The sequence below is a fragment of the Puniceibacterium confluentis genome (assembly GCF_007923445.1).
Lineage (GTDB): Bacteria > Pseudomonadota > Alphaproteobacteria > Rhodobacterales > Rhodobacteraceae > Puniceibacterium > Puniceibacterium confluentis.
In genome coordinates, this window is the sequence record NZ_VOJI01000010.1 from 171,155 (window position 1) to 197,074 (window position 25,920).

The window sequence follows — 25,920 nt, forward strand, 5'->3', positions numbered from 1 at the left end:
GGGGGACGGTGCAAGATGAGCCAGACATCCGATCTGATGGAACTGCGCGAGGTGGATATCCGCAAACAGTATTCCGCCGCCGTGGCCCTGCTGGAGGGTTTTGACCATGTGCCGCGGATTGCCAGACCGCGGACGCCTGCGCGCGTCGAGGACCGCTCGCCCGGGATCCCCTCGGCCCGCCGCTTCCGCAGCACGACGCCGGGGCTGGTGACCCGGAGCACGGCACGGCCCGAAGGGGTGCAGCTGATCGCCCGGATCGAAGCGGTCGATGAAAGCGATCCACTGGTCACACCGATGCAGGCCACGGTGATCACGGCGCTGCGCCGGGCCCTGGCCATTGCGCTGGCCCTTGGTGACACCTTCAGCGACGCCACCGGCCTCGGCGATCTCAAGCGCGCCAACCTGCAGGGGCCGCTCGGCAATGAGCGCAAGGCAGAGTTCACCGAACTGCTGGCGGCCGAAGCGCTGGCCGTCACCCATGTCTTTGCCAATGCGCTGGGGTTCCTGCTGGCTCTGCACGCGTCGGAGACTCCGGTCACCCTGGGTGAGGTCGAAGAGGTACTCACTGACAACGCCGGTCTCGCCCTGCATGGCGCACTCTGGCAGCTGGATCAGGAAATCGCCGCCCATGCACGGGACGACGCGCATCTGGTAGCGACCCTGATCGCCTTTGCCGAAGCCCTGATGGCCAAGGTCGCGCTGCGGTCGCAGGGCGCGCCCCGGCTGGCGGCCTTTTCCACTGCCAGCTGGCGGGTCGCGGCGGATGATCTGACCCTGCGCGGCTTTACCCCCGCGACACAGGCCCGCGGCACCACCCTGACCATGCAGTTCAAGACACCGCAAGAGGTGGTCGGCAACCACATCGCCAAGTATCAGGCGCTGCGGCTGGCCAAGATGCTGATGGCCTATGACTTTGAGCGTCGGCTGAACCCGTTTGCCGACCTCGGCGGCTTCATCTTCACCTTCATGGGCGACGGCAAGCCCGGTACCGGCAAGACCACGCTGATCCAGATGATGGCCGGCCTGTTGCACGGCTATTGCGAGACCGCCGGCTACCCGTTCCGCTACCAGAACCTGAGCACCGAGAACATCGACAGCTATCAGGGCAAATCGGGGCAGAATGCCAAGGCCTTCATCGACCACATCCTCGACCCTGCGGTGATCGGCTTTGGCACCATCGACGACATCGACCAGCTGGCGGGCAAGCGCGGTGACCGGCAGTCGTCCGCCGGGCAGCTGGAAATCACCGCCGTGCTGATGGAGAGTTTTGCCGGCGCCAACACCGTGGTGCGCGGCAATTGTACCTTTGGCATGTTCAGCAACTACCCCGAGAATGTCGACGATGCCCTGCGCCAGCGCGCCGGCGCCCGGTTCCTGGTCGACGGCCCGCAGACCCGCGAGGACTACATCGACATCCTGGCGCTGCTGATGGGCAAGCGGCACGACATCCCGTTGGGCGACCACGATCTGTTCGCGGCGCAGGAGATCAAGCGGGCGGTGGCGGCGTCGTTCGAGTCGCATGCGCGCCCTCACGAAGCCGGTCTGCTGGAGGTGTTCGAACGGGTGCGGTCCTCGGTCGGGGATCTGGACACCATTGCCAAGCTCGGGACCTATCTGAAAGCGATCCAGCAGGCCGACGCGCGGTTCACCGGTCGGGCGATCAAGAACATCACCGACGCGGTCAAGGTGCGGGCGATGGATTTCGAGCTGCCGGATGAGTGGATGGAGCAGCCGGAGCTGTTCCTGTTCCAGCCCTACGAGGTGAAATCGGCGATGATCTCGGAGTTGCGTCGGCCGATCACCGTCGAGATGGTGATACAGGAGATCAACCGCTACGCCGATTCCGAATTCCGTTACGCCGACAAGTCGGACGAGGCGGCGATCGAGGCGATGGTGCGGGACTTCGGGCGGCAGGACGCGGCGAAGAAAAGGTATCTGGAGGGTAAGGGGTGAACAGGTTTTCAGTAATTGACGTGGAGACAGCGAACGCCGACTATTCGTCTATATGTCAAGTCGGCATTGTTAACTTCGAAAATGGCGCAATTATTTCGTCAAAGAACTATTTAATCGATCCGCAGAGCTATTTTGACCCATTTAACGTAGGCATACACGGCATCAATCAAAAAGATGTTGCTGGCAAAATGAATTTCAAAGAAGCCTACCAAGAAATATCCGCATCACTAAGAGAAAAAATTGTCGTTCACCATGGGCATTTTGATTTCACTGCATTCAATCGCTGCTACGACAAACATTTTTTACCGCCTATCAAGTGTGATTGGCTGGACAATACTAAAATAGTGAGGAGAACATGGTCCGAGTTTTCTCGGAAGGGCTACTCTCTAAAGTCGCTAGCGAACCATTTCGGAATTGAATTGGACCACCATGACGCGGTTTCGGATGCAAAGGCAGCTGGTTTGATTTTTTGCAAAGCCTTGACAGAAAGTGGAACGCTGGCGGCAGATTGGCTGGAATTGGTCAAAATGCCGATCACAGGTCAAAATTTAAGGAGTGATGTCAAACGCGAGGGCGATCCCAATGCACCGTTTTACGGGGAAACTATTGTTTTTACCGGCAGTCTAGTCATCGCAAGACAAACCGCAGCTGATGTGGAGCAGCAATTAGGATTTGATGTTCGACCAGGCGTGACTAAAAATACGAGTTATATTTGCGCAGGAATTCAAAATTTGGACTCTCTAATCGGCTACGCAAAATCATCGAAACAAAGAAAGGCAGAATCCCTTAGGAACGCGGGGCAAGAAATCTCCTTTCTTTCCGAGGACGACTTTTGGGAACTTGCAAAAATACATTTGGCTGGCGAGGCGGAATGAAACGCCTCATCGACACCGGCCTGATGTTCGGCAACCTTCTGCGCATCGACTCGCCCGCGCTGGTCGAGCGTTACAACCGGGCGCTGAAACATCTCACCGGCAGAGCGACCACCCTCGCTGAATTCCACATCGACATCTCCGGTTTCTCGCCCGAGATCGGGGACGAATTCGACGACCCGCTCTACCTCAATCCCAACGGGGTGAACCGCCAGTTCATCCTGCTCAGCACCCAGCAGAAGTCCGCGCCGCTGCTCAACGCCAAATTCTCGACCTCGCGCGGCATCCTGCGGCAGTTCATCGAGGCCAACGAGGCGCAGCTTTTCGCCCTGACAACCCGCGATGCGGTGGGGGGCGAACTGGTGAATTCGGTGCATGACGTCAGCGACCCGGCGCGGCTGTTCGATATCCGCCGGATCCGGATCGAGGCCGACACCTCGAGCGGTACCCTGCGCGATGCCGACGCGCTGGCGGCGATGGTCGACCGGTTCCAGACCGAGGACGATGCCTGGTATGACGATGTGCTGATCGCCGAGATGATCAGCCTTGCGAAAAAGACCGGCGACGTGGTGCGCAACCCGGTGCGGCTGAAGCATATGGACTTCAGCCAGGGCAACTTCTGGACCGCGCATTTTGGCGGCATCTACATCTTTCGCACCCTGCCCGAGCCCGCGGCGATCCTGTCGGGCGCGGTGCCCGGCGACCTGCCGATCAAATCGGTGCTGTCGATAGGCGCGCACAACCGCGTCGCCGCCTTTCTCGAGGTCAACGGCCTGGTCGAACCCATCGTTCGGGCGCGCGGTGTGGATGCGGCGGCGATCCTGCGGCAAAAGATGGATTTTGTCACCGTGGATGCGGCGCAGGACGCCGGCATCGACCTCACCGGCGCCACGCGGCGCGACATCCGCCTGCTGGCGCGGCGCCACGCCTCAGACCTGCCCCCCGAGTGGCACGGGCTGAACGCCCTCACCACCTGGGCCGAAGGTGACGGCCCCTGGCCGCATCTGACATCGGATCATCCGGCGTATTTCTACACTCTGCGCGCCGGGGATCACGCCGACAGGGATCTTGTCAACATGCTGCTGGCGGAACTGGCGCCCAAGGACATCCGCCAGCTGTTCATCTGCCACAAGGAACTGTTCTACAGCCTGTACCGCACCTGGGGTGAGACAAAGAAAAGCTATGTCGTCGACTTCCTGACGCGCGAGTATCAGGTGGACAAGGCGGGTGCGCGGCGCGCACTCTTTGGCCATGACGCCCCGATGGCCGAAGAGGTCGTGCCCGATCCGGTAGCACGGGTCGGCCCCTGGGGCGCGGCGCGGAGGCCCTGATATGATCGCATTCCTGCAGCTGATGTTTGGCGCCTTTGTCGTGCTGACGCTGGTCTATATCGGCGTTTCGCTCTATTCGAGGTCGGTGCGGCGCGGCAAGCTGGAAGCGGAGTGGGAAGCCGGGGGCAAGGTCGGCGATCGCGATGCCTTTGTGCAGCAGGGGCTGAAGGATTACGACGGGTCGCTGCGGCGCAAGTTGATTCTCGGGGTCTATGTGGTGCCGTTCACGCTGATGGTGGTGATCATCTACCTCATCAATTTCTACTGAGAGGAGACCGCAATGGTCTACGTCAAATGGGTCTTCATCCTGCTGTTCTGGGGCATCGTCGGGGCGTTCCTGCACTATACCCTGCCACAGCACGACATCGTGCGCGTCACCGACACCTATGAAAAGCGGGTGGATCCGGGCGAGAACCGCTGGTTCTGGGCACAGGCCGATATCGGGACAGACGGGACCATGGCCAACCGCGACGTGTTCTTTATCCAGACGCGGCGGGCGGGCGATGATGTCATGGTCTACCGCAACGAGGACACAGGCTGGGGCTGGCCGCCGTATTTCAAGTTCGACACCTCGAACCTGCAGGCCGAGGCGGCTGACCTGCGTTCCACCGCAGCGGCGCCGCAATGGGCGGTGCTGACCCACTATGGCTGGCGCAACGAATTCTTCACCATTTTTCCCAATGCTGTCGGGATCCGCCCGGTGGCAAGCCCGGATGTGCGGATCATTCCCTGGGTCAACATCATCATCCTGACGCTTCTGGCCGCGGTGTTCTGGGCCATCTGGGCGCGCTGGCGCCGGTTCCGTCGCAATCGGGTGAACCCGGTGCTGGCGGACATGAACCAAGGTCTGGAGGCGGCGGGTGACCGGTTTGCCGAACGGCGCGGACGGTTCGGCCGCTGGATCGACAGCTGGAAATCCAAGTGATGGACCCGTCGCCGCCGCGCGGCGGGGATTTCACGCGCTGAGACCGCGCCATCCCCCGCGGGCGGCAACGGCACCTATTCGCCGTTGCGGGCCAGTTCCGGCAGGGTCGACCCGACCAACTCTTGCGAGAAGGGTACCGGCAGCGCCGTCTTGCCAAGGCGGGCGCGGTAGACCGGCAGGCTTTCGGCGACGCGCATCACATAGTTCTGGGTCTCGCGGAACGGGATGAATTCGATGAAATCCACCACGTCGATCTCGCCCCGGCGCGGGTCGCCGTAGAGTTTCATCCAGCCCGACGGGCGGCTGGGTCCGGCGTTGTAGCCCGCCGCCATCATCACCACGTTGCCATCGAACTGGCGCGCCAGCGACGCCAGATATGCCGCGCCCAGCCGAGCGTTGTACTCCGGATCGTCCAGCAACCCCGAAAGCGAGAACGGCTCGCCGATCCAGCCCGAGACTTCTTCGGCGGTGCGCGGCATCACCTGCATCAGCCCGCGCGCCCCGACGCCAGAGACCACCGCCGGGTTGAACTCAGATTCGCGCCGGGCGATCGCCAGGACGATCTCGGTCGGGACCGGATGCGGGTCCTCGGCCAGAGGGTGAAGCGCATAGTACGGGCCCGGCACCTCGATCCCGGACTGCGCCGCGCGCTTGCCCAGCATCACCTGCAGATGCGGCCGGTTCATCTCGGCCAGCATGTCGCCCATCTGGCCGATTTCCGTCCGGTTCAGCGACTCGGAAAGATGGGTGAAGAACCTGTTGGCCAGATCGTCCTCGCCCGCCGCCAGAAGCAGGACCGCCGCCTGGTAGACCGACGACCTGGTATAGGCCGCCTCGCGCCAGGGCGGGAACCCCTCCTGGCCCGACAGGCGGGGATCGGCAGGCAACCCGGCCTTTTCCGCCGCCAGCAACCCGTAGAACGAGGTCTGGTACTGGCCGCCGAATCCATAGGCCTCTTGCGCCGCGTCAGTGTTGCCCAACGCCTCCTGTGCGCGGCCGATCCAATAGCCGGCGCGCCCCAGCGAAATCGGCGAATCCACCGCTTTGCGCAGATGCTGGAAGTGCTCCAGTGCCAGTTGCGGTTTTTCGAGAAACCGCAGCGCCAGATAGCCCGAGAGCCATTCGAGGTCGGCGTAATCCGATCCCTCGACCATGTAATGGGTCGATGCAATGCGGTACGCCAGTGTCGGGTTGCCGCCGCGCATCTGGTCACGCGCGAGCGACCGGCGCCGGTTGCCCCAGGCAGAGGGCTCCCCCAGAGCCTCGGCACTGGTCGAGCGCTCCAGCAGCAGCTCGGTTGCATCGGCATCGCGGTTCTTGCGCATCCGCCATTCAAACCGCGCATGGGCAAGCCCCGGATCATTCTGCAACGCTGCCGGCACCCGCGCAATCAGCCCGTCAACGCCGGCGGCACTGTCCATCAGGCCCATCCGCGCCTCGGCCAGGGCGCGGTGGTCGTCATCCACCAGCCCGAGCATTCCACGGGCATTGGCGGTCCAGCCCTTCCACAGGGCCATGTCCAGCCGCGCCTGATGATGCGGTTTCAGCAGCGCGCCGTGTTGCGCCAGAAACGCCGCGCGCTCTTCCGAGGACAGTGACAGCGTGCGCCATGCCAGCACAACTGTCGCCTCGGCGGCACCGGTCTGGCCGTCCTGCAGATACGCCCGCGCCAGCGACAGCGCGCCGGTTCCGGTCTGCGGCGGATAATCGGCAAAGAACGCCTCGACATCGGCATGCGAGGCCTCGACCATCGCCTCTTCGCTTTTTTCGCGCAGGTAATCCATGCCCGGCCAGTTGCCGTTGCGGTCGACAAAATCCATGACCTGCGACGCAGACCCCAGCCCGGCGCGCAGATAATGCCACATGATCACATCCACCGCCGGTTGTCCGTCGCCGCGCGCCGCGATCTGCGCCGCGGCCCAGTTGCCCTGGCGCAGCGCGTCCATCGCCCGGCTCATCGGTCTGTCAGCGCCCTGCGCGGCTGCCATAGAGGTCACAAGCAGGAAGATCAGGGTCAGAATGCGCGACATAAGCTTGCAATTTCCCCGCTGAAACTGGATAGACACGGCCCAGAGGATACCGTGCCCACGTCTAGCAACAACTCACGATCTTGGGAAGATCGCGGAAATCCCCTGTACGATCATATGCAGAATCGAAAAAAGGAGCGTGTCATGTTTAAAGGCTCAATGCCTGCCCTGGTCACGCCGTTCAAGGACGGCGCAGTGGATTTCGACACACTCAAAAAACTTGTCGAGTGGCATATCGCACAGGGCAGCCACGGCCTGGTGCCCGTTGGCACCACCGGCGAAAGCCCGACCCTGAGCCACACCGAGCACGAAGCGGTGGTGGATTGTGTCGTGAAATCGGTGGCGGGCCGCATTCCGGTGATTGCCGGCGCGGGGTCCAACAACACCTCCGAGGCGATCCGCTTCATGCAGTTTGCCGATCGCGTCGGCGCCGATGCGGTGCTGGTGGTGACGCCCTATTACAACAAGCCCACCCAGGCCGGACTTTACGCGCATTTCAAGATGCTGCACGACTGCTGCGACCTGCCGATCATCATCTACAACATCCCCGGACGCTCGGCGGTCGACATGACCCCGGCCACCATGGGCGAACTGGCGAAGCTGCCGCGAATCGTCGGCGTCAAGGATGCCACCGGCGACCTTGCCCGGGTCTGCGCCCAGCGCATCACGTGCGGGGCGGACTTTATCCAGGTCTCGGGCGAGGATGCCACGGCGCATGGCTTTAACGCGCAGGGCGGTGTCGGCTGCATCTCCGTCACCGCCAATGCCGCGCCGCGACTCTGCGCCGACCTCCAGGAGGCGACGCTGGCGGGTGACTACGCCAAGGCGCTGATGCTGCAGGACCGCCTGATGCCGCTGCACCATGCGATCTTTACCGAGCCGGGCCTGTGCGGGGTCAAATACGCCATGCACAGACTCGGGCTGTGCTCGGACGAGGTGCGCCCTCCCCTGTTGCCGCTGACGCCCGAAACCCGCGCCAAGGTTGATGCCGGCCTGCGCCACGCCGGTCTGCTGAACTGAGCGGATAGCGGCGGCGTCCGAGGGGCCATCTCTCTGGCCGCTTCCGCCCGAGCCATCAGACTTTTGAAATACCCGGCTCGAAATGCACCCACCCCTCCAAGGGTGGGTGCATCCGCACGCCTGCACAAACGGAATAACCTCTGCGATCACAAACCGGAGCGCGCAGCCGACGCCGACCTGCCCTGAAGACCGCGCCGGAAGCTGCGGCGGTCATCACCGCGAACAACTGAATGCGGCGTGCCCGTCCCGCTTTTGCAAAGCGCCACCTTCCAGCGCCAACCGGCATGGCATGCGAAAGGCTCCGGCCACCTGGACCGGAGCCCCCGGGAAATTTCCCCGGAGAGCGCCGCAGGGCGGGTCTTACTGGCCCGGAACCGGCAGCACCTGCGCGGCGTCGGGCAACCCTTCGGGCTGGCCGACCACCACAAAACGCAGCGCTTCGGGTTTCAGCAGTCTTGCGGCCACACGCTTGACATCTTCCAGCGTCACCGCCTCGATCCGGGCGTTGCGGGTCCGGGCGTAGTCGATGGGAAAATCATCCATCTGCATCCCGGCAAGGATGGCCGCGATCGGCCCGTTCCCGTCAAAGCGCAGGGGATAGGAGCCAGTGAGATAGGTCTTGGCCTGATCCAGTTCGTCCTGCGTCACCCCGTCGTTCGCCATCTTCGCCCATTCGTCCGTGATCACCTGAATGGCCTCGGCCACGCGGTTGTTGGCAGAGGCAACCCGGCCCGCAACCAGCGCGGCATGATCCTTGGTCGCGAGATAGGTGTAGACCCCATAGGTCAGGCCACGCTTTTCACGCACCTCGGTCATCAGCCGCGCCTCAAAGCCGCCGCCGCCAAGGACCACATTCATCAGATAGGCCGGGAAGAAATCGGGGTCGTCCATCCCGATACCTTCGTGCCCGAACAGCGCGACGGACTGCGGCGTATCAAAGGGAATCACCGTGACGCCGGCGCTGGCCTTCACCGGGATATCCGGTGGCTGCGGCCGTCCGGTCGCAGGCAGATCGCCCAGCAACCGGTCCAGCAATCCGGCCATGGCCTCGGGCGTGATGTCGCCCGCCGCACTGACATAGATCCGGTCGCGCGCGAGCGCCCCTTGCCAGGCTGCGACGATGTCATCCCGGGTCAGAGCCGAAACCGACTCAAGAGTGCCTTCGTAACGGCTCCCGTAGGGGTGGTTCGGGAACATCACCTGATCAAAGGCCGCGCCGACAATCGAATCCGGGTCGGTCGCGTCCGACCGCAACCCTGACAAAACCTGTGCCCGAACCCGTTCGATGGCATCCGCGTCGAACCGCGGCGCGACCAGAGTTTCGCGCAGCAGCGCCAGCGCCGAATCCTGGTTCTCGCTCAGGAACTGCGCCGAAACGCTCACCGCATCGTCGTAGACCGAATACTTGAACCGCGCCGCCAGTTCTTCGCTCGCCTGAGCAAACTGCTGCGCATCCATCTCGCCGGCCCCCTCTTCCAGCAGCCCGACCATCAGGTTGGTGGCCCCGCGTCGGTCCGGAAGATCCAGAGAAGCGCCCCCCTTGAACCGGATCTCGAGCGAGACGAAGGGTATCGACGGCTCTGGCACCAGCCAGGCGGTAATTCCCCCAGGCGAGGTCACTTCGGTGATCTCGATCTCGGCCACCGCCGGTGACACGATCAAGAAGCTCAGGACAACTGCGACGAAAGCTTTCACTGGCCCACCTCCTCGGCGGCCATCAGCCAGCCGGTCACCGATTTCTTGCGGTCAAAGACCGACCGCGCGGCGGCAATCACATCGTCCCCGCTCACTGCCTGCAGCACATCCGGCCAGGCCTGCACATCCTCGACCGTCAGGCCGGCGGTGAGTGCTGCGCCGTAACGGCGGGCAATCTTGTCCGCCGAATCCCGGGCATAGATCTGCTGCGCTTTCATCTGGAACTTGATCCGCTCGAGCTGTTCGGGATCGACACCATCCTGGATGAACTGCGCGACGGTCGCATCCAGCGCCGCCTCGGCATCCTGCAGGCTGACCCCCTCCGAGGGAACAATGATCAGCCCGAAGGTGGTGTCATCCAGCGACGTCGCATCGTAAAACGCCGAGGTGTAGACCGCCGTCTGAGTTTCGAACTGCAACTTCTGGGTCAGAACCGAGGTCTGCCCGCCCCCAAGGATCTCTGACAGCACCACCAGCGCCGCGGCCTTCTCCTGCAATCCGGGGTCCCGTTCCGGCGCCAGGTAGGTCCGCATCACATAGGGCTGAGACACGCGCGCATCGCGGAAGATCAGACGCCGTTCGGTGTTCTGCGGCGGTTCCTGCGGACGGGCACGCGGCTTCAGCGCGGGATTGGCCGGGATCGGCCCATAGTGTTTTTCGGCGAGGGCACGCACCTCTTCGGGGGTCGCATCGCCGGCAACGATCAGGATCGCATTGTTCGGCGCGTAATTCTGCTGATAAAACTCCAGCGCCTTTTGCAGATCCAGCGCCTCCATCTCATGACGCCAGCCGATGACCGGTACACCATACCGGTGGTTCAGGTATTGCGCCGCGTTGCGCTGCTCGGAGAACAGCGCGCCAGGGTCGTTTTCCACCCGGGTGTTGCGTTCTTCGATGATCACGTCGCGTTCGGTCGCGATGTCGGCCTCGTCCAGCTGCAGGTTGACCATCCGGTCGGATTCCATCTCCATCATCAGATCCAGCCGGTCCGAGGCAACGCGCTGAAAGTAACCGGTGTAGTCGAAGCTGGTAAAGGCATTGTCGGTACCACCATTGGCCGCGACAATCTTGCTGAACTCACCCGAAGCGCGCCTGTGCGTGCCCTTGAACAGCAGATGCTCGAGGAAATGTGCAACCCCCGAAGACCCGGCCGACTCGTCCGCCGACCCCGCCCGATACCAGACCATGTGCACCACCGCCGGGGCGCGGTGATCTTCGATCACCACCACCTCCATGCCATTGCCCAGCGTAAAGCTGGTGACAGGTTCTCTTGCATCCTCGGCCTGCGCCGCCAGCGCGACAGCGGACAGGGCGGCAACAAGGCTTGCACGTCTCAGCATGGGCAGAAGTCCTCCAGATGCGGTTGACCCTCAACCTACGGCGCGGGGGCAGGACTTCAAGTCACGATGCGTGGCAGAAACTATACAGATTTGTCAGCTGACCTGCCAGGCCGGGACCGGCCCCCGGGGGGCGCCCCGTGGCGGGCGGGTCAGCGCGCCTCGGGCGGGGCCGAGGGGGTGCGGATACCCTGGCCGCGCAGCCGCGCCAGTTCGGCACCGGCATCCAGTCTCTGGCTGCTGTAGGCGCGGTTGTACTCGTCTTCCTTGACCAGCCGCCAGCTGAACAGCGCCTTGCGTTTGCGGTAGGCGACGTCCTCCTGCGCCAACTGCGCCCGGATCGTGGCGTCCACCCCAAAACGCTGGGCCGTGCCCAGCAGCGCCGCATCGGCGCCGGACACGGTCGTTCCGTACAGCGCACCGGGGTTGCCACCCAGCGCCGCCACGGCATCGGCCAGGGGCGCCTGGTCTGTGCGGTTTGACGCACCCGGTGTGGGCGGCGGCAGCTCGCTGAAATTCGGCGGCGTCTCCAGCGGCTTGGGGGGCACGATGGCGAATTCCTCGGGGGTCGAGCGGTTGGTGCTCAAGTCGCGCAGACGTCCGTCGCCGCAGGACGCAAGCCACGTCACCCCAAGCATTATGATCATGCAGCGCCCGAACATCGCCTGCCTCCCGTTCCGTTCCGCTCAGCCTTAGCCGATCTCGGCGCAGAGGTCACGGGGCCTTTTGCATTCCCGGCTCAGCGCGTCTTCCTGCCGGACGGAACCCGACGCGAGGGAAACAGCACCAGCCCGATGGCACCGGCGAAAATGGCGATATCGGCCACGTTGAAGGCATAGGGATTGTTGAGCCCGCAACACGACATGTTGAGAAAATCCGCCACCGCTCCGTAGAGCAGCCGGTCCACCACATTGCCCAGTGCACCGCCGATCAGCAGCCCCGCCGACACCAACCCCCAACGCCCGGGCGGATCGCGCCGCATCCAGACCAGCACAAACAGCACGATGCCCAGCGCGACGGCGATCAGCACCCACTTGGTGGCATCCGCCTGCCCGGACAACAGGCCGAAGTTGATGCCATAGTTCCAGGCCATGCGAAAATTCAGCAGCGGCGGCCAGACGTCGATCTGCCCGCGTGTGGCCAGATCCATCAGATGCACCACCGCCCATTTGCTCGCCTGATCCAGCAGGAAGGTCCAGAACCCGACCCAGAAAACCAGCTTCACAGCACCCCCGTCCGGGTCATCGCGCCCTCCTTCGTTTCTTCTCTTTCCAAATACTCGAAAATCCGCCCGTCCAGCGCGCGCGACGTCCCGGAACCGGCCCTCAGTGCCGGAAATGCCGCATGCCTGTCAGCACCATGGCGATTCCCGCCTCGTCGGCGGCCCGGATCACGTCGTCGTCGCGCATCGACCCGCCGGGCTGGATCACCGCCCTTGCGCCCGCCTCGGCCGCCGTCAGCAATCCGTCGGCAAAGGGAAAGAACGCATCCGACGCCACGACCGAGCCCTGTGTCAGCGGCGCGGACAACCCCATCACCTCGGCCATGTCCTGCGACTTTCGCGCCGCGATGCGGGTCGAATCGACCCGGCTCATCTGCCCGGCACCGACACCCACCGTGGCGCCGTCCTTCACATAGATGATGGCGTTGGATTTCACATGTTTTGCCACGGTCCAGGCGAACAGCAGGTCGCGCATCTGCGCCTCGGTCGGCTTGACCTTGGTCACCACCCGCAACTCGTCCATCGAGATCCGCCCGGTGTCACGGTCCTGCACCAGCATCCCGCCCGACACCTGCCGGTAAGTCAGACCACCGGCGGCGGTATCGGCCAGACCGCCGGTCACCAGCAGCCGCAGGTTCTTTTTCCGCGCGAACACCGCCCGGGCCGCGTCATCCGCCCCCGGCGCGATCACCACCTCGGTGAAAATCTCGGAAATCGCCTCGGCGGTCGCCCCGTCCAGCACCTGGTTCAGAGCGATGATGCCGCCAAAGGCACTGGTCCGGTCACAGTCGAAGGCCCGTCCGTACGCTTCTTTCAGGGTCGCGCCGCGTGCCACACCGCAGGGGTTGGCGTGTTTGATGATCGCGCAGGCCGGACCATCCTCGGGCGCAAACTCCGAGACCAGTTCGAACGCGGCGTCGGTGTCGTTGATGTTGTTGTAGCTCAGTTCCTTGCCCTGAAGCTGCTGCGCCGTCGCCACCCCGGGGCGCGCGCTGCCGTCGACATAAAAGGCTGCGGTCTGGTGCGGATTCTCGCCATAGCGCAGCGTCTGCGCCAGCGTGCCCGCAAAGACGCGCCGCCGCGGCGCCGCGAGTTCCAGCGCTCCGGCCATCCAGGCCGACACGGCGGCGTCATAGGCCCCGGTGCGCGCATAGGCGGTCTGCGCCAGCTTCTGGCGGAAGGCATAGGTTGTCTGGCCGTCGTTGGCGTTCAACTCGTCAAGCAACGGCGCGTAATCGGCCACATCCACCAAGACGCTGACAAAGCCGTGGTTCTTGGCAGCCGCACGGATCATCGCCGGACCGCCGATGTCGATGTTCTCGATGCAGGTTTCGTAATCCGCGCCCTTGGCCACGGTCGCTTCGAACGGATAGAGGTTCACGACCAGCAGGTCGATCGCACCGATGCCGTGCTGTTCCATCGCCGCCACATGCTCGGGATTGTCGCGCAGCGCCAGCAGTCCGCCGTGCACCCCGGGGTGCAGGGTCTTGACCCGGCCATCCATCATCTCCGGAAAGCCGGTGACATCCGCCACATCCCGCACCTCCAGCCCGGCATCGCGCAGCGCCGCGGCCGATCCGCCGGTGGACAGCAATTCGACACCGCGCGCGGCCAGCGCCTGGCCAAGGTCAATCAGACCGGTCTTGTCGGAAACGGAAATCAGCGCGCGGCGGACGGGGGAAAGATCGGTCATATGGGTCAGGTTCCTGAGATCAGCTATCGGTCTCCGCCTCGTCCATTGCCAGATCCCGGATCGCGATCGCGGTGTCCTGAGCCTTGGCCAATGACCAGCGGATGCGCGTCGCATACTCCATCGCGCGCCCGGTTAAAACGATCTGATTGCAGGATCGCGGCCGCAATCGTCCCTTTTCCAGATAAACCGAGGGTTCCAGCGTCAGTTCCGCGCCGCCTTCGTGCCGGAACACCCAGATTTCGCCCGATCGCAGGGCCATCGACACGGCGGCACCGCCCAGATCTACCGCCGAATCCACCTCCGGATGCAGGTGAAACCGCACTTGGTAGGGCAGGCCATTCAGACGCAGCGCATCCATGCGCCGGTCGAACATCTTCTTGTCGCTGTCCTCGAGCGCCATCAACAGGTCTTCGCCCACCAGCCCGCGGCCGTCAAAGGTCAGTTCCAGCACCCGGGCATGGGTCAGGCCGTGCGTGGCGACATAGCCGTCGTGCCCGCCCTCAAAGCGCAGCCCGTCGACAGCATGGGTGATCTGCACCGGCACGTTCCTTGGCGCATCCTCCAGCATCTCGCGCAGCGCCGAGCCAACGCGCCCCGGCTTGCCCAGACGGGCGCTGGAATAGCCGTCCAGACACAGCGCCGAATGTGACGGCGTGGCGCGTCCCGCCCGCCGCCAGTCGCGGCCGAACACCGCCCCCGAGCCGCAGTTGACGATCAGCGGCCGCCTGCCGGACGTCAGTTCGAAGGCCAGCGTCGAGGCATGGGCGTTGTAGGACGCCCTGCCGGTCGGCGGCGGTGCGGCATCCACCACGATCGAGGTGCGCCCCGCCGACAGCCGGGCATACCCCATGGACAATCCGTCCGGCTGACGTTTCTTCACACCGCTCACCGCCAGCGCCAGATCAAGCCGCCCGTCCTGCCCGCGCCCGCCACCGTGGAACCGGGCCAGGCCGCCGTCGGCATGGCGCAATGCCCGCAGGGTCGGCGCGATCCGCGCGATGGCGGCGACATGTTCGGGGTCCGGCACCATATCCGCCTCTTCCAGCGCGGCCTGCGCCCAGGTCAGCAGGGTGAATACCTCAAGCAGTTCCTCGGGGTTGCGGGTGGGCAGCCCCCCTTGCGCGTCGACCTGACGGCGGCATTCCACCCCCAGTGCGCGCAGCGCCGGGCGCGCATGGCTTTCCATGCCCTCCAGCGAAAGGCCCGCATAGATCAGTCCGGTCAGCGCCTCGAACCGCGGCAGCCCGGGCGGCGAAGCCTGCCAGCGCCGCCCCAGAAAGATCGCCTGCTGCGCCAGAGAGCGAAAGAACAGCGCCGAGTTTTCCGAATTCTGGACCCGCAGGATAAAGATCGCATGGTGAATCCAGCGGATGAGCCGCCGACCGGTCAGTTCCGGTGTCCAGCCCGGCCCCTGGCCCTTGCCATGCCGCGAAATCCACCCCCAGAGCCATTCCTGGACCATTCTGCGCGCCTGGATGTCGCCGACGGCCGCCAGATCATCCAGCCACCCGAACCCGTGCACTTCGTCGGTCCAGGACGCGTCCGGCGGGTCAAGATCCCAGATCATTGCGCCGGGGGCCTCGATCAGATGCCCGGCAAACATCAGATTTCCGGCGATCAGCTGCCGTCCCCGGGCATAGGCCCCGGTGGTGCGCGGTTCGGGAGACGAGACAAAGCCGGTCGCGGGGCGGGCACGGGCCGACAACCGCGCATGAAGGCGGTTCATCAGCCGCGTACGCGCAGCCTGCCAGCTTTCCCTTTCGGACATCCGTTTTGCCTCTAGCCCGCTCTTGTCCGCCACTTCGGCGTGTCTTTTGTCAAATGTACTGCGCGGTCACGATAATGTCACCTTGGAATACCGCTTGCGCGGGCGGGCCAGCCCCCCGGACCGGGGGCCGTGCGATCTGCGTGCCGGGTGAGATGAAAACAGGCACTGCAAAAAGCCTGAGCTTCAAGAATGCGGCCGTGCCGCTGTCAGCCGACCTTGCGCAGCACCGCCATGTAGAATCCGTCCATCCCGCCCGTCTCGGCCCAGTAATCGGGGCGCAGGCGCAGGCCGCCCTCCGGACTGATCCACATCGGCTCGATCCCCGGCAGATCCACCGGCAGCACCTCGACGCCGCCACGCTCCAGCGCGGCCTCTACCTGGCACTCGCCCTCGTCCGGGATAAGCGAACAGGTGCAATAGACCAGCCGCCCCCCGGGCTTGAGCAAGGTCAGCGCATGTTCCAGCATCTGCCCCTGCAGGGCGATCAGACCGTCGATGCCGTCACCGGACTTGGCGTGCGGAAGATCCGGGTGCCGACGGATCGTTCCGGTCGCGGAACAGGGCGCATCCAGCACAATCGCGTCATACTGCCCGTCGATCTCCAGCCCGTCGCCCACCAGAAGGTCGGCGCTCAGCCCGGTGCGCGCAAGGTTCTCTGCCACCCGCGCCATCCGCGGTTCGGACAGGTCCAGCGCTGTCACCCGCGCGCCTCCTGCGGCCAGTTGCAGGGTCTTGCCCCCGGGCGCAGCACACATGTCCAGCACCGACAGCCCGGTGACATCGCCCAGCAGGCGCACCGGCATGGCGGCAGCGGCATCCTGCACCCACCATTCTCCGGCATCGTATCCCGGCATCGCACTGACCTGACCGGCGCCGGTGACCCGCACCGATCCGGTCGGCAGCACCAGCCCCCCCACTTTCGCTGCCAGCACCGCCGCATCGCCGCGCGGCGTCAAATCCAGTGGCGCACCGGCAAACTGCACCGCTTCGATGGCCATCACCGCCTCTCGGCCCCACGCCTCGACCAGCGGATCACGCAGCCAGCCCGGCATCCGTGGCACCCGCAGTTTGTCCCATTCGGTCGGCCCATGGGCGACAACCTTGCGCAAGACCGCATTGACCAGCCCCTTCATGCCCGCCGTGCGCCGCCCGCGTGCAACGATGTTCACCGCTTCGTTGACCACGCCATGTGCCGCCCCACCGGCACACAGTTCGACCGTGGCGAGACGCAGCACGTTCAACACCCGCAAAGGTGGCGCCTTTTTCAGGAAAGGCTTCAGCACCCGGTCCGCCCGTTCCATCCCGCGCAGAACGTCCGCGGCCAGTCGCTGCGCCGCCGCCCGCTCTGCCGGGGTCATCGCCGCCCAGGCATTGCCACCCATCAATTCGGACATCAGCCGCTCTTGTCCCAGGATCTGGTCCAGCAAATCGACGGCGGCGTGACGGGCGGACAACGGGGGTGTGGACATCGGCGGTCTCCGGGGGCGCGGACCCGAGGCACCTTGCCCCCGATCAGCGGTGGCGTATATCAGGGGCAGAGACGCAAGGAAACCAGTTGCATGACCCCAGCCGACTCCCCCCCCGAAGAGACCCCGCAGGACCTGCCCCCCGCCGCCCGCCGCGCGCTTGCCGAGGCCGCAGAGCGGCGTGCAGAAGCCGAGGCCGCCGCCCGCGCAAACCCCGCTCCGCCGGAACTGGGCGGTCGCGACGGCCTTGAACCCGTGCGCTACGGCGATTGGGAGAAAAAGGGCCTCGCGGTCGACTTCTGACACATGCCTGCAACGCGCCCGGCCCCGCGCGTACAATATGCACACGATCCGGATCTGCCGCACTGACGACGGCGCAACCGCCACGCCGCGCGCTGTTTCCCTGCTGGAACGTTACCAGGACAGGGCTGGTCCTACACCAACTCAGCACACTTGCGGGTAAGACAGGGATCTACCGCAGGCGGAACTCCGCAGAATCTCCGGTGCCCCGGTCCGAGGTAAAGCGGATCGCGTTGCCGCGCGCCGTGACCTCCTGACAGTTGTAGCCCAGGGCATCGCCGCCCCAGTTCAGATCCCGGCAGAAATAGCCGTCTTCCCATTTCCACTGTCCGGTTACGTCCCAGGCGGCACCCTTGCCGGATATTGTACCATCCGGAGTCACTCGCAGCGACACCAGCGTCCGCGTCAGCGTCTTGCCCTGCACCAATTGCAGAAACTGCACCCGCTCACTGATCCGGGTATCCTGTGCCACCGCCACCTGTACCGACCCGACCGTCACCAGCAACGCCACCGCCGCGATTCCACGTCCCGTCATGATCCCACCTCTCTGCCAGCGTAGACAGGAAACGGCGAACACCGGGGATTAGTTTCACATGCAGAGCAGAAACAGCCGACAGTGACGCGCCCTAGTCGTTCAGCCCGAGCACATCCAGCATGTCGTATTCACCGGGCGCCTGATCCTGCCCCCAAAGGGCGGCGCGCAGTGCCCCCCGCGCGAACAACGACCGGTCACTGGCCACATGCCGCAGGGTGATACGTTCGCCAGCGGTCGCAAAGATCACGTCATGCTCGCCGACGATGTCACCACCGCGCAGCGCCACAAACCCGATGTCGCCGCGCTTGCGTGCGCCGGTCATGCCGTCGCGACCGCGATCCGACACCTCGGCCAGCGACACGCCGCGACCCTCGGCAGCCGCCTCGCCCAACATCAGCGCCGTGCCGGACGGTGCGTCGACCTTCTGATTGTGATGCGCCTCGACGATTTCGATGTCCCAGTCCGCATCCAGTGCCGCCGCAACCTTTTTTGTAAGCTGTGTCAGCAGGTTGACGCCAAGGCTCATGTTCCCCGCGCGGACCACCACCGCGTGCCGTGCCGCCGCCTTGATCTTTGCCAGGTCATCTTCGGACAACCCGGTTGTGCCGATCACATGCACTGCCCGCGCCTGCGCGGCCAGTTCGGCAAAGGCCACCGTCGCCGCCGGCGTGGTGAAATCGATCACGGCCTGTGCCTTGGCAAAGGCCTCCAGCGCATCCTCTGTCACCGAGACACCCAGAGACGCGCCGCCCATCGCCTCGCCCAGATCACGCCCGATCCAGGGGTGTCCGGCGCGTTCGACCCCGGCCACCAGCCGCAACCGGCCGCTCGCCAGTATCTCGCGTACCAGCATCTGGCCCATGCGGCCCGACACTCCTGTCACCACCACACCGGGCCGATCACCTTCTGTCTGACCGCTCATTGCGCCTGTCTCCGCCTACTTGAAATCTGCGCCTGCATAACCCGGCGCGGACCGCTTGGCAAAGCATGACGGACGCCTTAGATGGGAAGACATGGCAAAGAACAAACACCCAGACTCCGCAGGACCCAGCCAGCGCCAGCTGCGCGTGGGCGAACTGATTCGCCGCACCCTGTCGGATGTGCTGAACCGGGGCGACATTCACGACCCCGACCTCAACCGCATGTCGATCACCGTCGGTGAAGTCCGCATGTCCAACGATCTCAAGGTCGCGACGGCCTATGTGCTGCCGCTGTTCGGTCAGGGGCAGGACGAGGTTGTCGGCCTGCTGGCCCGCAACAAGGGGGAACTGCGGCGCATCGTCTCGAAGAACCTGACGTTGAAGTTTGCACCCGACCTGCGTTTCCGCCTGGACGAAACCTTTGACCGGCTCGACGACACCCGCCGCCTGTTTGCGCAGGAAGACGTGCGTCGCGACCTGGATGACTGACGCGCCATGTGGCGGTGGGTTTCTGCTCTGTTTGTTGGCTGCACGCTGTCCCTGACCGGTGCAGGTACCGCCCTGGCGGTGACCTGCACGGCCCAGGCGCACGACGGCAATGGTTACACCGTCTGCGCCGTCGACATGACCGAGGACGACCTGCGGCTGTTTCTCAGGGATTCCGCCGACATACCCTTTGGCCAGTTCCGCCAGGTTGATGCCATGCTGCGCGCCCGCGGAGAAAAGCTGGCCTTTGCGATGAACGCCGGGATGTACCACGATGACCGTGCCCCGGTCGGTCACTACGTCGAAAACGGCACCGAGCAGATGCGGGTGATCACCAACCCCGGCCCCGGAAATTTCGGCCTGCTGCCCAACGGAGTGCTGTGCATCCGCCCCGAGCGCACCGACGTCATCGAAACCCTGCGCTACGTCGAACAAAAGCCCGACTGCACCTATGCCACCCAGTCCGGTCCGATGCTGGTGATCGACGGCGCATTGCACCCGCGGTTTCTGGTCGACAGCACATCGCGGTATATCCGCAACGGCGTCGGCACCTCGGATGACGGCAAGACGGCCTATTTCGTGATCTCGGAAAACGGCGTGACCTTCCACCAGTTCGGGCGCTTTTTCCGGGATGTCCTGAAAGTGCCGCAGGCGCTATTTCTGGATGGAAACATCTCGCGCCTCTATGCTCCCCAACTCGGGCGTTCGGACATCGGGCGCTGGATGGGGCCGATTGTCGGCGTGGTGGAAAGCGGCGAATAATCCGCTTTTTTTGGCAGAATCCGTTTCCGCCGCGCGCCTGATGTGCTTTCCTTATCGGCAAGGCCGCAAGACGGTCGCGGGATAAAAATCATTCAGGGAGAAATGGCTTTGGAACAGAAACTCATCGTGACCGGGCTTGGCGCGCTTGTTGTCGGCTTTGTGCTGGGCACCTTTACAGCGCCCGGACTGGACGACATCGGCGAAACGGTCGAAGCGAGCTTCGCCCCCACCAGCGACACGCTGCGCAGTGGTGTCAGCGGCCTCGGCGATCAGATCACCAGTGGCGTCGGCGGTCTGGGCGATCAGGTCAGTGCCCTGAACGAGCGGCTGAGCGCGATGGAGGCAAAGATCGACTCTGCCGCCACCGCCGCGGCCGATACCACCGGGCTCGACGCACTGGAGGCCCGCATCGAGGCGCTTTCTGTCGAAATCGGTGACAGCCTGTCGCGGACCCAGGGCGACATCGCCACGCGCCTTTCCGGACTTGGGGATCAGATTTCCAGCGCCGCCAGCGCTCCGGCGGCGGTTGCCGCCGCAGAAATGACCGACGCGCAAGCCACCGAAACACCGGAGCCGTTGGCCGCAGACAATGCGACCGTCCCGCAAGGACTGACCGCCGGCCAGGCCGCGGTTTTCGGTGACGGGGCTGTCCGTGCCTTTGTCTCGATGGTTGGGGAAGAAGGCGCGCGGGTGTCGGTCAACGGCGCGATGTCAAACCTTTCGGTGGGCGACAGCATCACTTCAGGCGACTGCCTGCTGACCCTGGAAACCGTTGACCGTGGCCATGCCGAGATTTCAGGTGCCTGTGGTGCGGCTGTGCCTGCCGCCGCCGGGTTTGGACCCGGCGATGTGGCCCTGTTCGACGATGGCGCGACGCGGGTGTTCGTCTCGGGCGTATCCGACGACGGCTCGGCCGCGCGGCTGGCGGTGAACGGACTTGCGCTGACTTCGGTCGCCAAGGGTGACAGCGTGCCGGTTGGCGAGGACAGCCCCTGTTCGGTTGTTGTTGAAGGGATCGACCGGGGCCATGTCCAGCTGGGCTATGCCTGCGGCGGCTGACGCATCCGCGTCCCGCGCGTCCGGCACCGCCGCGGCGCGCGGCGCTCTCCATCCCGATCCGTCTCTGTCCGGACCATCGCGTGCCATGCCGCAGGATTGGCGAGCGATATCTTTCCGTCAGTCGCAGCCCGGTTTGGCGGCTCACGGCGGCTAATCCGTTCGCTGGCCACGGACAGGATCACCACCCCGCGTGATCGGCGCTGTCCTCCCGCTCTTGCACCCCGCACTCAGGCGGCCTAGGTCATTGCGGATCCGCCCCCAACCGCCCGAGGCCCCGATGTCCCACGACCTGCCCGCTCTGACCCAGGCCCTGCTCGCCTCCGCCCGCAAGGCCGGAGCGGATGCGGCGGATGCAGTGGCGATCGACGGCACCGCCCTGTCGATCGACGTGCGCGGTGGCGTGCTGGAACACGCCGAACGTTCCGAGGGCACCGACATCGGACTGCGTGTCCTGATCGGCCAGCGTTCCGCGTCGGTGTCGTCGTCCGACCTGCGCAGTCAGGCAATCGAAACAATGGCCGCCCGCTGCGTCGCCATGGCCCGCGAAGCGCCGGAAGACCCGCACATCGGTCTTGCCGACCCGTCGCAACTGGCCCGCGACTGGGATCTTGCGGCGCTGCAACTGCACGATGACAGCCCCGAACCCAGCCCCTCCGCGCTCGAAGAGGACGCCCGACGTGCTGAAACCGCCGCCCGCAGCGTGCAGGGCATCACCCAGATCGATTCGGCGTCGGCGGGCTACGGCGCACGGCGTATCCATCTGGCCGCCACCAACGGCTTTTCGGGCGGTTACAGCATCACGTCACGCTCGACCTCGCTTGTGGCGATTGCCGGTGCCGGCACCGGAATGGAGCGTGACTATGATGGCGATTCGCGCATTTTTCAGGCTGACCTGCGGTCGCCCGAAGAGATCGGCATCACCGCCGCACGCCGTACCCTCGACCGGATGAACCCGCGCAAACCAAAAACCGGCGCCTATCCGGTGCTGTTTGACGAACGTGTCTCTGCCTCGCTGATCGGGCACCTGCTGTCGGCGATCAACGGTGCCGCAGTCGCGCGCGGCGCCTCGTGGCTGCGCGGCGCAATGGGCGAACAGGTGCTGCCTGCCGGGTTGTCCCTGAGCGAAGACCCGCTTCGCCCGCGGGCGATGGCATCGCGCCCTTTCGACGGCGAAGGCCTGCCGACGCGCCAGCGCAATATCGTCGAAAACGGGGTCCTGCAGAACTGGACTCTCGACCTTGCCGCCGCCCGCAAACTCGGCCTGCAACCGACAGGCAACGGCGCCCGCGCCGCGTCGGGTGGCATCACGCCGTCGAACTGGAACATTGCCCTCACCCAGGGCAGCAGGTCGCGCCAGGATCTCGTCTCGGACATGGGCACCGGCCTGATTGTCACCTCGATGATCGGATCGACCATCAACCCCAACACCGGCGACTATTCCCGCGGCGCGGCCGGGTTTTGGGTCGAGAACGGCGAAGTCGCCTATCCCGTCTCGGGTGTCACCATCGCCGGCAATCTGCGCGACATGCTGAAATCCCTGCATCCGGCCAACGACGCCCGCCCCTGGCTGTCGCGCGTCGTGCCGTCGCTGCTGGTTCAGGGACTTACCCTTGCCGGAGAATGATCTGGCTCTGCTAACCGACGCCGCCCACGCCGCGGCGGAAACCGCCACCCGCTTTGTCGGTGGCCCGCTCGGCGTCACCCGAAAGGGCGACGACAGCCCGGTGACCGCGGCCGACCTCGCGGTGAATGACGTGTTGTCGGAGATCTTGCGGTCCGCCCGCCCGCACTATGGCTGGCTGTCCGAAGAGTCGCCGGACTCCGCCGCCAGGCTCGACGCCGAGCACACCTTCATCATTGACCCGATCGACGGAACCCGTTCGTTCATCGACGGGCAGGACACCTGGGCGCATTCTCTGGCGATTGCGCGAAATGGCAAGGTCACCGCCGCTGTTATCTATCTGCCGCTCAAGAACAAACTTTATTCCGCGGCGTTCGGCCGGGGCGCCCACCTGAACGACGCCCCGATTGCCGTTTCTGCCGCAACCGCCCTGTCCTCGGCCCGCGTCCTGACAACACAGCCGAACCTGGCGCCGCATCATTGGCGCGGCGCGGTGCCCGACTTCCGCCGCAGCCACCGCCCCTCGCTCGCCTACCGCCTCGGCCTGGTGGCCGAAGGCCGCTATGACGCTATGTTCACCTTCCGCCCGAGCTGGGAATGGGACATCGCCGCCGGCGCGTTGATCCTGAGCGAAGCGGGCGCCCGTATCAGCGACCGTACCGGCACGGCGCTGCGCTTCAACAACCCGCATCCGCAGGTCAACGGCGTTGTCGCCGGCGCCGAGGCTGTGTGGTCCGAGGTTCTGCAAGCCCTGCGCAGATAGGCGCTGGCGGACACCGACTTGGAAGGTTGGGGATCCTCGGCGACATTCATTACAGGGGTGTCGCCTCCTACTCGCTTTTCGCAGGAGGGACACCTTATGCCCTTGGGCATGGTCTTGATATTCAGGCGCTCGAATTCATGGATAATCTCACCCAACCTAGAGATCGTGACTTCCAACTCATGCCCTAACTGCACGGACGCCGTGCAGCAGACCATTCAGAACCTATGCGCGCATTGCGGCGGCATGGCCGTGTGCCAGCCTCCTGAATAGCGAACGGGATCGGTCCGGTGGCAGTGCGGGGGCGTAGGGTTGGTCACGACGATGAATGGACCGGGCGAACTCGGTTCACTTCTATGATCGACTATCTCGACCGGCGGAATCTCCTCGGGGTACGCGGCCACTCTGAATTCTTCGGCAAGCGTGTGCCTGGCAAAGACCTGACGCGGGCGAGGTCGTTCGACAAAGATGCGTTCGGTGCCGCACGACGATACCCAGATCTCTTCAAAGTCCCACCATGAAATTGCTGGCACTTTCACCAATGACCACCAACATGTCGGCACTCGGCGCACCTGCAGTGGGAATGACCGCGAGCACATCACCGTTTACGACAATCTCGGTCCAGGCAGGATTATCCACGCTGATCTGCATCGCGACATCCGGTGCTTCGGACGCAACACCGTCGTCATACACCACCACCAGAGTGTCCTCCGCAGCATCAAAATCCAGCAGGGTTGCGGCCTCGTCTGCGATCCAGTCGCCCAGGAAAAAACTGTCATGCCCGTCGCCGCCCGTCGCGATATCGGACGCGCCGATCATCAACGTGTCAGCTCCGTCGCCGCCGTTCAGAAAATCCAGGCCATCGGAATCCTGTCCCGTGATATCACGCAGGAGTCCAACAAGCACATCATCGTCCCAGCCGCCGAAAAGCGTGTCCTGACCGGCGCCGCCCACCAGAGTATCGGACCCCTCGCGACCGTGCAGAGCGTCGTCACCGGCATCGCCGAACAGCGCATCTGCGTCCAGCCCGCCATGCAGCGCATCCGCCCCCGCGCCTCCGTGCATCGTGTCCGCACCGTCATGTCCAAAAAGTGCGTCAGCGCCCTCGTCACCCGCCAAACTGTCCGCACCGGCCTCTCCATGCAGCGTATCATTTCCGCCACCGCCGGACAGGGTGTCGGCCCCGTCGCCGCCCATCAACTCGTCATCGCCATCTTCGCCGGACAGAAAATCGTCTCCGGCCGCACCGTTCAGCAAATCGGTCTGCCCGCCGCCAGAAAGAATGTCGGCATTGGCAGTGCCCGGTGCAATATTTCCGGGAGCCTCGGCGATCCCGACTTCCGCCGCGTGTTGCATATCCGGATTTGATGCCGCCGAGGCACTGAGCGCAGTGACGGAAGGCTGATCGGGTTCCGGGGAATCCTCAGCATCGTTCTGGTCCGGCTGTTCGGGAGAGGTCAGGACCGCAACCGATCCCAACACCATCATTCCCAAAAGGCCTGACAACCAAAGCATGTCCGACAATCCCGCATTTCCCTGCCCACAACTGTCGGGCAACGGTGCGCGTGGATCAACGACAAACACTTCCAATGGTTAACACCCTTGAGCTCTGCGACCAAGCCACGCCGCGATCCGGCTGGCATGGCGTTGTTGCGCAACTCGCGCTTGAGGGGTGACTGCCCCTTAGCCCACTGGCGTCATGCCACACGGACGATCTCGGCGGTGCCGAGGGCGTTGAAGTGGTTATAAGGGCGATGCGGATGTGGATTTCGGCGGTCTGGCGGTCGGGGTCTCTTGCCATGATGCGCTCGCCGAAGGCTTTCAGGCAGCGCATCCTCGCCTCGATGCGGCTGCGGGCGTGGTATCCCGTCCAGCGGTTCCAGAAGGCCCTGCGGTAATATCGCGTCGCGCGCAGGGTTTCGTTCCGGGCGCGTGCCGCCGGGCAGTCATCCTTCCATTGCCGCCCGTTCCTGCGGATCGGAATGATCGGAATGGCCTGCCGTTCGATGATGGCCTTGTGGCAGCGGCGCGTGTCACAGGCGCCGTCGGCGGTGACGCTGGCGATCTGCCCTGCCTCTGGGATCTGGCCGGGCAGATCGGGCAGCACGGGACTGTCGCCGTCGCGGCTGGGGGTGAACTCCACGGCACGGATGCCGGATGTGGCCGGG

General features: G+C 64.7%; 24 protein-coding genes and 1 pseudogene. 13 read left to right on the plus strand and 12 right to left on the minus strand.

The annotated features are described in order from the left end of the window. Nucleotides 1–15 precede the first annotated feature (15 nt). From FOY53_RS13205 to FOY53_RS13225, 5 genes are read left to right on the plus strand one after another with little or no spacing between them, the layout of a single operon-like run. Nucleotides 16–1,953 (plus strand): AAA family ATPase, encoded by a 1,938-nt coding sequence (locus tag FOY53_RS13205; RefSeq protein ID WP_146589570.1) that lies wholly within the window; start codon nucleotides 16–18, stop codon nucleotides 1,951–1,953. Continuing rightward, complete coding sequence (locus FOY53_RS13210) at nucleotides 1,950–2,828, plus strand: exonuclease domain-containing protein (RefSeq protein ID WP_146589572.1); 879 nt, start codon at nucleotides 1,950–1,952, stop codon at nucleotides 2,826–2,828. Before FOY53_RS13205 ends, FOY53_RS13210 begins: the two co-directional genes overlap by 4 nt. Further along, entirely contained in the window at nucleotides 2,825–4,156 is a 1,332-nt protein-coding gene (locus FOY53_RS13215) for a DUF6638 family protein (protein WP_146589574.1), read from the plus strand. The genes FOY53_RS13210 and FOY53_RS13215 overlap by 4 nt, the downstream gene beginning before the upstream one ends. A 1-nt stretch (nucleotide 4,157) precedes the next feature. Next, entirely contained in the window at nucleotides 4,158–4,424 is a 267-nt protein-coding gene (locus FOY53_RS13220; protein WP_146589576.1) for a hypothetical protein, read from the plus strand. Nucleotides 4,425–4,436: 12 nt separating this feature from the next. Further along, a complete protein-coding gene (locus tag FOY53_RS13225) occupies nucleotides 4,437–5,081 on the plus strand; it encodes a DUF1523 family protein (protein ID WP_146589578.1) in 645 nt (214 codons plus the stop codon). Between the two features lie 74 nt (nucleotides 5,082–5,155). Here FOY53_RS13225 and FOY53_RS13230 read toward each other — a convergent pair whose 3' ends face one another. After that, nucleotides 5,156–7,111 (minus strand): lytic transglycosylase domain-containing protein, encoded by a 1,956-nt coding sequence (locus FOY53_RS13230; protein ID WP_146589580.1) that lies wholly within the window; start codon nucleotides 7,109–7,111, stop codon nucleotides 5,156–5,158. A 141-nt stretch (nucleotides 7,112–7,252) separates the two neighbouring features. On the opposite strand from FOY53_RS13230, the gene dapA reads away from it, so the two are divergent. Further along, entirely contained in the window at nucleotides 7,253–8,128 is an 876-nt protein-coding gene (gene dapA, locus FOY53_RS13235) for a 4-hydroxy-tetrahydrodipicolinate synthase (protein ID WP_146589582.1), read from the plus strand. A 360-nt stretch (nucleotides 8,129–8,488) separates the two neighbouring features. Here the strand turns inward: dapA and FOY53_RS13240 are convergent, their stop codons facing one another. The 7 genes from FOY53_RS13240 to FOY53_RS13270 all read right to left on the minus strand — a co-directional run bounded on the left by FOY53_RS13240 (nucleotide 8,489) and on the right by FOY53_RS13270 (nucleotide 17,312). After that, complete coding sequence (locus tag FOY53_RS13240; RefSeq protein WP_146589583.1) at nucleotides 8,489–9,823, minus strand: M16 family metallopeptidase; 1,335 nt, start codon at nucleotides 9,821–9,823, stop codon at nucleotides 8,489–8,491. Continuing rightward, a complete protein-coding gene (locus tag FOY53_RS13245) occupies nucleotides 9,820–11,163 on the minus strand; it encodes a M16 family metallopeptidase (RefSeq protein ID WP_146589585.1) in 1,344 nt (447 codons plus the stop codon). Before FOY53_RS13245 ends, FOY53_RS13240 begins: the two co-directional genes overlap by 4 nt. Before the next feature lie 149 nt (nucleotides 11,164–11,312). Further along, a complete protein-coding gene (locus tag FOY53_RS13250; protein WP_246107389.1) occupies nucleotides 11,313–11,807 on the minus strand; it encodes a DUF3035 domain-containing protein in 495 nt (164 codons plus the stop codon). A gap of 92 nt (nucleotides 11,808–11,899) precedes the next feature. After that, entirely contained in the window at nucleotides 11,900–12,385 is a 486-nt protein-coding gene (lspA, locus tag FOY53_RS13255; RefSeq protein WP_146589589.1) for a signal peptidase II, read from the minus strand. A 100-nt stretch (nucleotides 12,386–12,485) separates the two neighbouring features. Then, nucleotides 12,486–14,075: a bifunctional phosphoribosylaminoimidazolecarboxamide formyltransferase/IMP cyclohydrolase gene (gene purH, locus FOY53_RS13260; protein ID WP_146589591.1), complete on the minus strand. Its 1,590-nt coding sequence runs from the start codon at nucleotides 14,073–14,075 to the stop codon at nucleotides 12,486–12,488. A gap of 19 nt (nucleotides 14,076–14,094) precedes the next feature. Further along, nucleotides 14,095–15,843: a heparinase II/III family protein gene (locus tag FOY53_RS13265; protein ID WP_146589635.1), complete on the minus strand. Its 1,749-nt coding sequence runs from the start codon at nucleotides 15,841–15,843 to the stop codon at nucleotides 14,095–14,097. A gap of 206 nt (nucleotides 15,844–16,049) precedes the next feature. Next, complete coding sequence (locus FOY53_RS13270) at nucleotides 16,050–17,312, minus strand: RsmB/NOP family class I SAM-dependent RNA methyltransferase (RefSeq protein ID WP_146589594.1); 1,263 nt, start codon at nucleotides 17,310–17,312, stop codon at nucleotides 16,050–16,052. Nucleotides 17,313–17,402: 90 nt separating this feature from the next. Here FOY53_RS13270 and FOY53_RS13275 point away from each other — a divergent pair, with 90 nt between their 5' ends. Further along, nucleotides 17,403–17,612: a DUF1674 domain-containing protein gene (locus FOY53_RS13275; RefSeq protein WP_146589597.1), complete on the plus strand. Its 210-nt coding sequence runs from the start codon at nucleotides 17,403–17,405 to the stop codon at nucleotides 17,610–17,612. A gap of 169 nt (nucleotides 17,613–17,781) precedes the next feature. Here the strand turns inward: FOY53_RS13275 and FOY53_RS13280 are convergent, their stop codons facing one another. Together FOY53_RS13280 and dapB are read right to left on the minus strand one after the other, a co-directional pair. After that, on the minus strand, nucleotides 17,782–18,144 hold the full coding sequence (locus FOY53_RS13280; protein WP_146589599.1) for a dihydrodipicolinate reductase: 363 nt from the start codon (nucleotides 18,142–18,144) through the stop codon (nucleotides 17,782–17,784). A 91-nt stretch (nucleotides 18,145–18,235) separates the two neighbouring features. After that, nucleotides 18,236–19,066: a 4-hydroxy-tetrahydrodipicolinate reductase gene (dapB, locus tag FOY53_RS13285; RefSeq protein WP_146589602.1), complete on the minus strand. Its 831-nt coding sequence runs from the start codon at nucleotides 19,064–19,066 to the stop codon at nucleotides 18,236–18,238. Nucleotides 19,067–19,157: 91 nt separating this feature from the next. On the opposite strand from dapB, the gene rbfA reads away from it, so the two are divergent. The 6 genes from rbfA (at nucleotide 19,158) to FOY53_RS23440 (ending at nucleotide 24,273) form a co-directional block, all read left to right on the plus strand. Further along, a complete protein-coding gene (gene rbfA / locus FOY53_RS13290; RefSeq protein WP_146589604.1) occupies nucleotides 19,158–19,553 on the plus strand; it encodes a 30S ribosome-binding factor RbfA in 396 nt (131 codons plus the stop codon). Nucleotides 19,554–19,559: 6 nt separating this feature from the next. After that, the gene (locus tag FOY53_RS13295) at nucleotides 19,560–20,312 is read left to right on the plus strand and encodes a phosphodiester glycosidase family protein (protein WP_146589606.1); all 753 of its coding nucleotides are present in this window, start codon (nucleotides 19,560–19,562) and stop codon (nucleotides 20,310–20,312) included. Nucleotides 20,313–20,420: 108 nt separating this feature from the next. Next, nucleotides 20,421–21,371, plus strand: a complete 951-nt coding sequence (locus FOY53_RS13300; protein WP_146589608.1) for a hypothetical protein — start codon at nucleotides 20,421–20,423, stop codon at nucleotides 21,369–21,371. Between the two features lie 277 nt (nucleotides 21,372–21,648). After that, nucleotides 21,649–22,995 carry a TldD/PmbA family protein gene (locus tag FOY53_RS13305; RefSeq protein WP_146589610.1) on the plus strand — a complete coding sequence of 449 codons (1,347 nt, stop codon included), beginning with the start codon at nucleotides 21,649–21,651 and terminating at the stop codon, nucleotides 22,993–22,995. Then, nucleotides 22,982–23,755: an inositol monophosphatase family protein gene (locus tag FOY53_RS13310; RefSeq protein WP_146589612.1), complete on the plus strand. Its 774-nt coding sequence runs from the start codon at nucleotides 22,982–22,984 to the stop codon at nucleotides 23,753–23,755. The genes FOY53_RS13305 and FOY53_RS13310 overlap by 14 nt, the downstream gene beginning before the upstream one ends. 353 nt (nucleotides 23,756–24,108) lie before the next feature. Next, entirely contained in the window at nucleotides 24,109–24,273 is a 165-nt protein-coding gene (locus FOY53_RS23440; RefSeq protein WP_222435254.1) for a hypothetical protein, read from the plus strand. On the opposite strand, the gene FOY53_RS13315 is transcribed toward FOY53_RS23440, so the two are convergent. Further along, nucleotides 24,257–25,267: a calcium-binding protein gene (locus FOY53_RS13315; RefSeq protein WP_146589615.1), complete on the minus strand. Its 1,011-nt coding sequence runs from the start codon at nucleotides 25,265–25,267 to the stop codon at nucleotides 24,257–24,259. The two genes, FOY53_RS23440 and FOY53_RS13315, sit on opposite strands and share 17 nt — an antisense overlap. Before the next feature lie 182 nt (nucleotides 25,268–25,449). After that, a pseudogene (locus FOY53_RS13320) lies at nucleotides 25,450–25,920 on the minus strand (transposase); the annotation flags it as partial.

Coding starts and splice junctions, on each gene's coding strand:
- FOY53_RS13205 (WP_146589570.1), top strand. CDS start 16: ATGAGCCAGACATCCGATCTGATGGAACTGCGCGAGGTGGATATCCGC.
- FOY53_RS13215 (WP_146589574.1), top strand. CDS start 2,825: ATGAAACGCCTCATCGACACCGGCCTGATGTTCGGCAACCTTCTGCGC.
- FOY53_RS13220 (WP_146589576.1), top strand. CDS start 4,158: ATGATCGCATTCCTGCAGCTGATGTTTGGCGCCTTTGTCGTGCTGACG.
- FOY53_RS13225 (WP_146589578.1), top strand. CDS start 4,437: ATGGTCTACGTCAAATGGGTCTTCATCCTGCTGTTCTGGGGCATCGTC.
- FOY53_RS13230 (WP_146589580.1), bottom strand. CDS start 7,111: ATGTCGCGCATTCTGACCCTGATCTTCCTGCTTGTGACCTCTATGGCA.
- dapA (WP_146589582.1), top strand. CDS start 7,253: ATGTTTAAAGGCTCAATGCCTGCCCTGGTCACGCCGTTCAAGGACGGC.
- FOY53_RS13245 (WP_146589585.1), bottom strand. CDS start 11,163: ATGCTGAGACGTGCAAGCCTTGTTGCCGCCCTGTCCGCTGTCGCGCTG.
- FOY53_RS13250 (WP_246107389.1), bottom strand. CDS start 11,807: ATGATCATAATGCTTGGGGTGACGTGGCTTGCGTCCTGCGGCGACGGA.
- purH (WP_146589591.1), bottom strand. CDS start 14,075: ATGACCGATCTTTCCCCCGTCCGCCGCGCGCTGATTTCCGTTTCCGAC.
- FOY53_RS13265 (WP_146589635.1), bottom strand. CDS start 15,843: ATGTCCGAAAGGGAAAGCTGGCAGGCTGCGCGTACGCGGCTGATGAAC.
- FOY53_RS13270 (WP_146589594.1), bottom strand. CDS start 17,312: ATGTCCACACCCCCGTTGTCCGCCCGTCACGCCGCCGTCGATTTGCTG.
- FOY53_RS13275 (WP_146589597.1), top strand. CDS start 17,403: ATGACCCCAGCCGACTCCCCCCCCGAAGAGACCCCGCAGGACCTGCCC.
- FOY53_RS13280 (WP_146589599.1), bottom strand. CDS start 18,144: ATGACGGGACGTGGAATCGCGGCGGTGGCGTTGCTGGTGACGGTCGGG.
- dapB (WP_146589602.1), bottom strand. CDS start 19,066: ATGAGCGGTCAGACAGAAGGTGATCGGCCCGGTGTGGTGGTGACAGGA.
- rbfA (WP_146589604.1), top strand. CDS start 19,158: ATGGCAAAGAACAAACACCCAGACTCCGCAGGACCCAGCCAGCGCCAG.
- FOY53_RS13295 (WP_146589606.1), top strand. CDS start 19,560: ATGTGGCGGTGGGTTTCTGCTCTGTTTGTTGGCTGCACGCTGTCCCTG.
- FOY53_RS13305 (WP_146589610.1), top strand. CDS start 21,649: ATGTCCCACGACCTGCCCGCTCTGACCCAGGCCCTGCTCGCCTCCGCC.
- FOY53_RS23440 (WP_222435254.1), top strand. CDS start 24,109: ATGATCGACTATCTCGACCGGCGGAATCTCCTCGGGGTACGCGGCCAC.
- FOY53_RS13315 (WP_146589615.1), bottom strand. CDS start 25,267: ATGCTTTGGTTGTCAGGCCTTTTGGGAATGATGGTGTTGGGATCGGTT.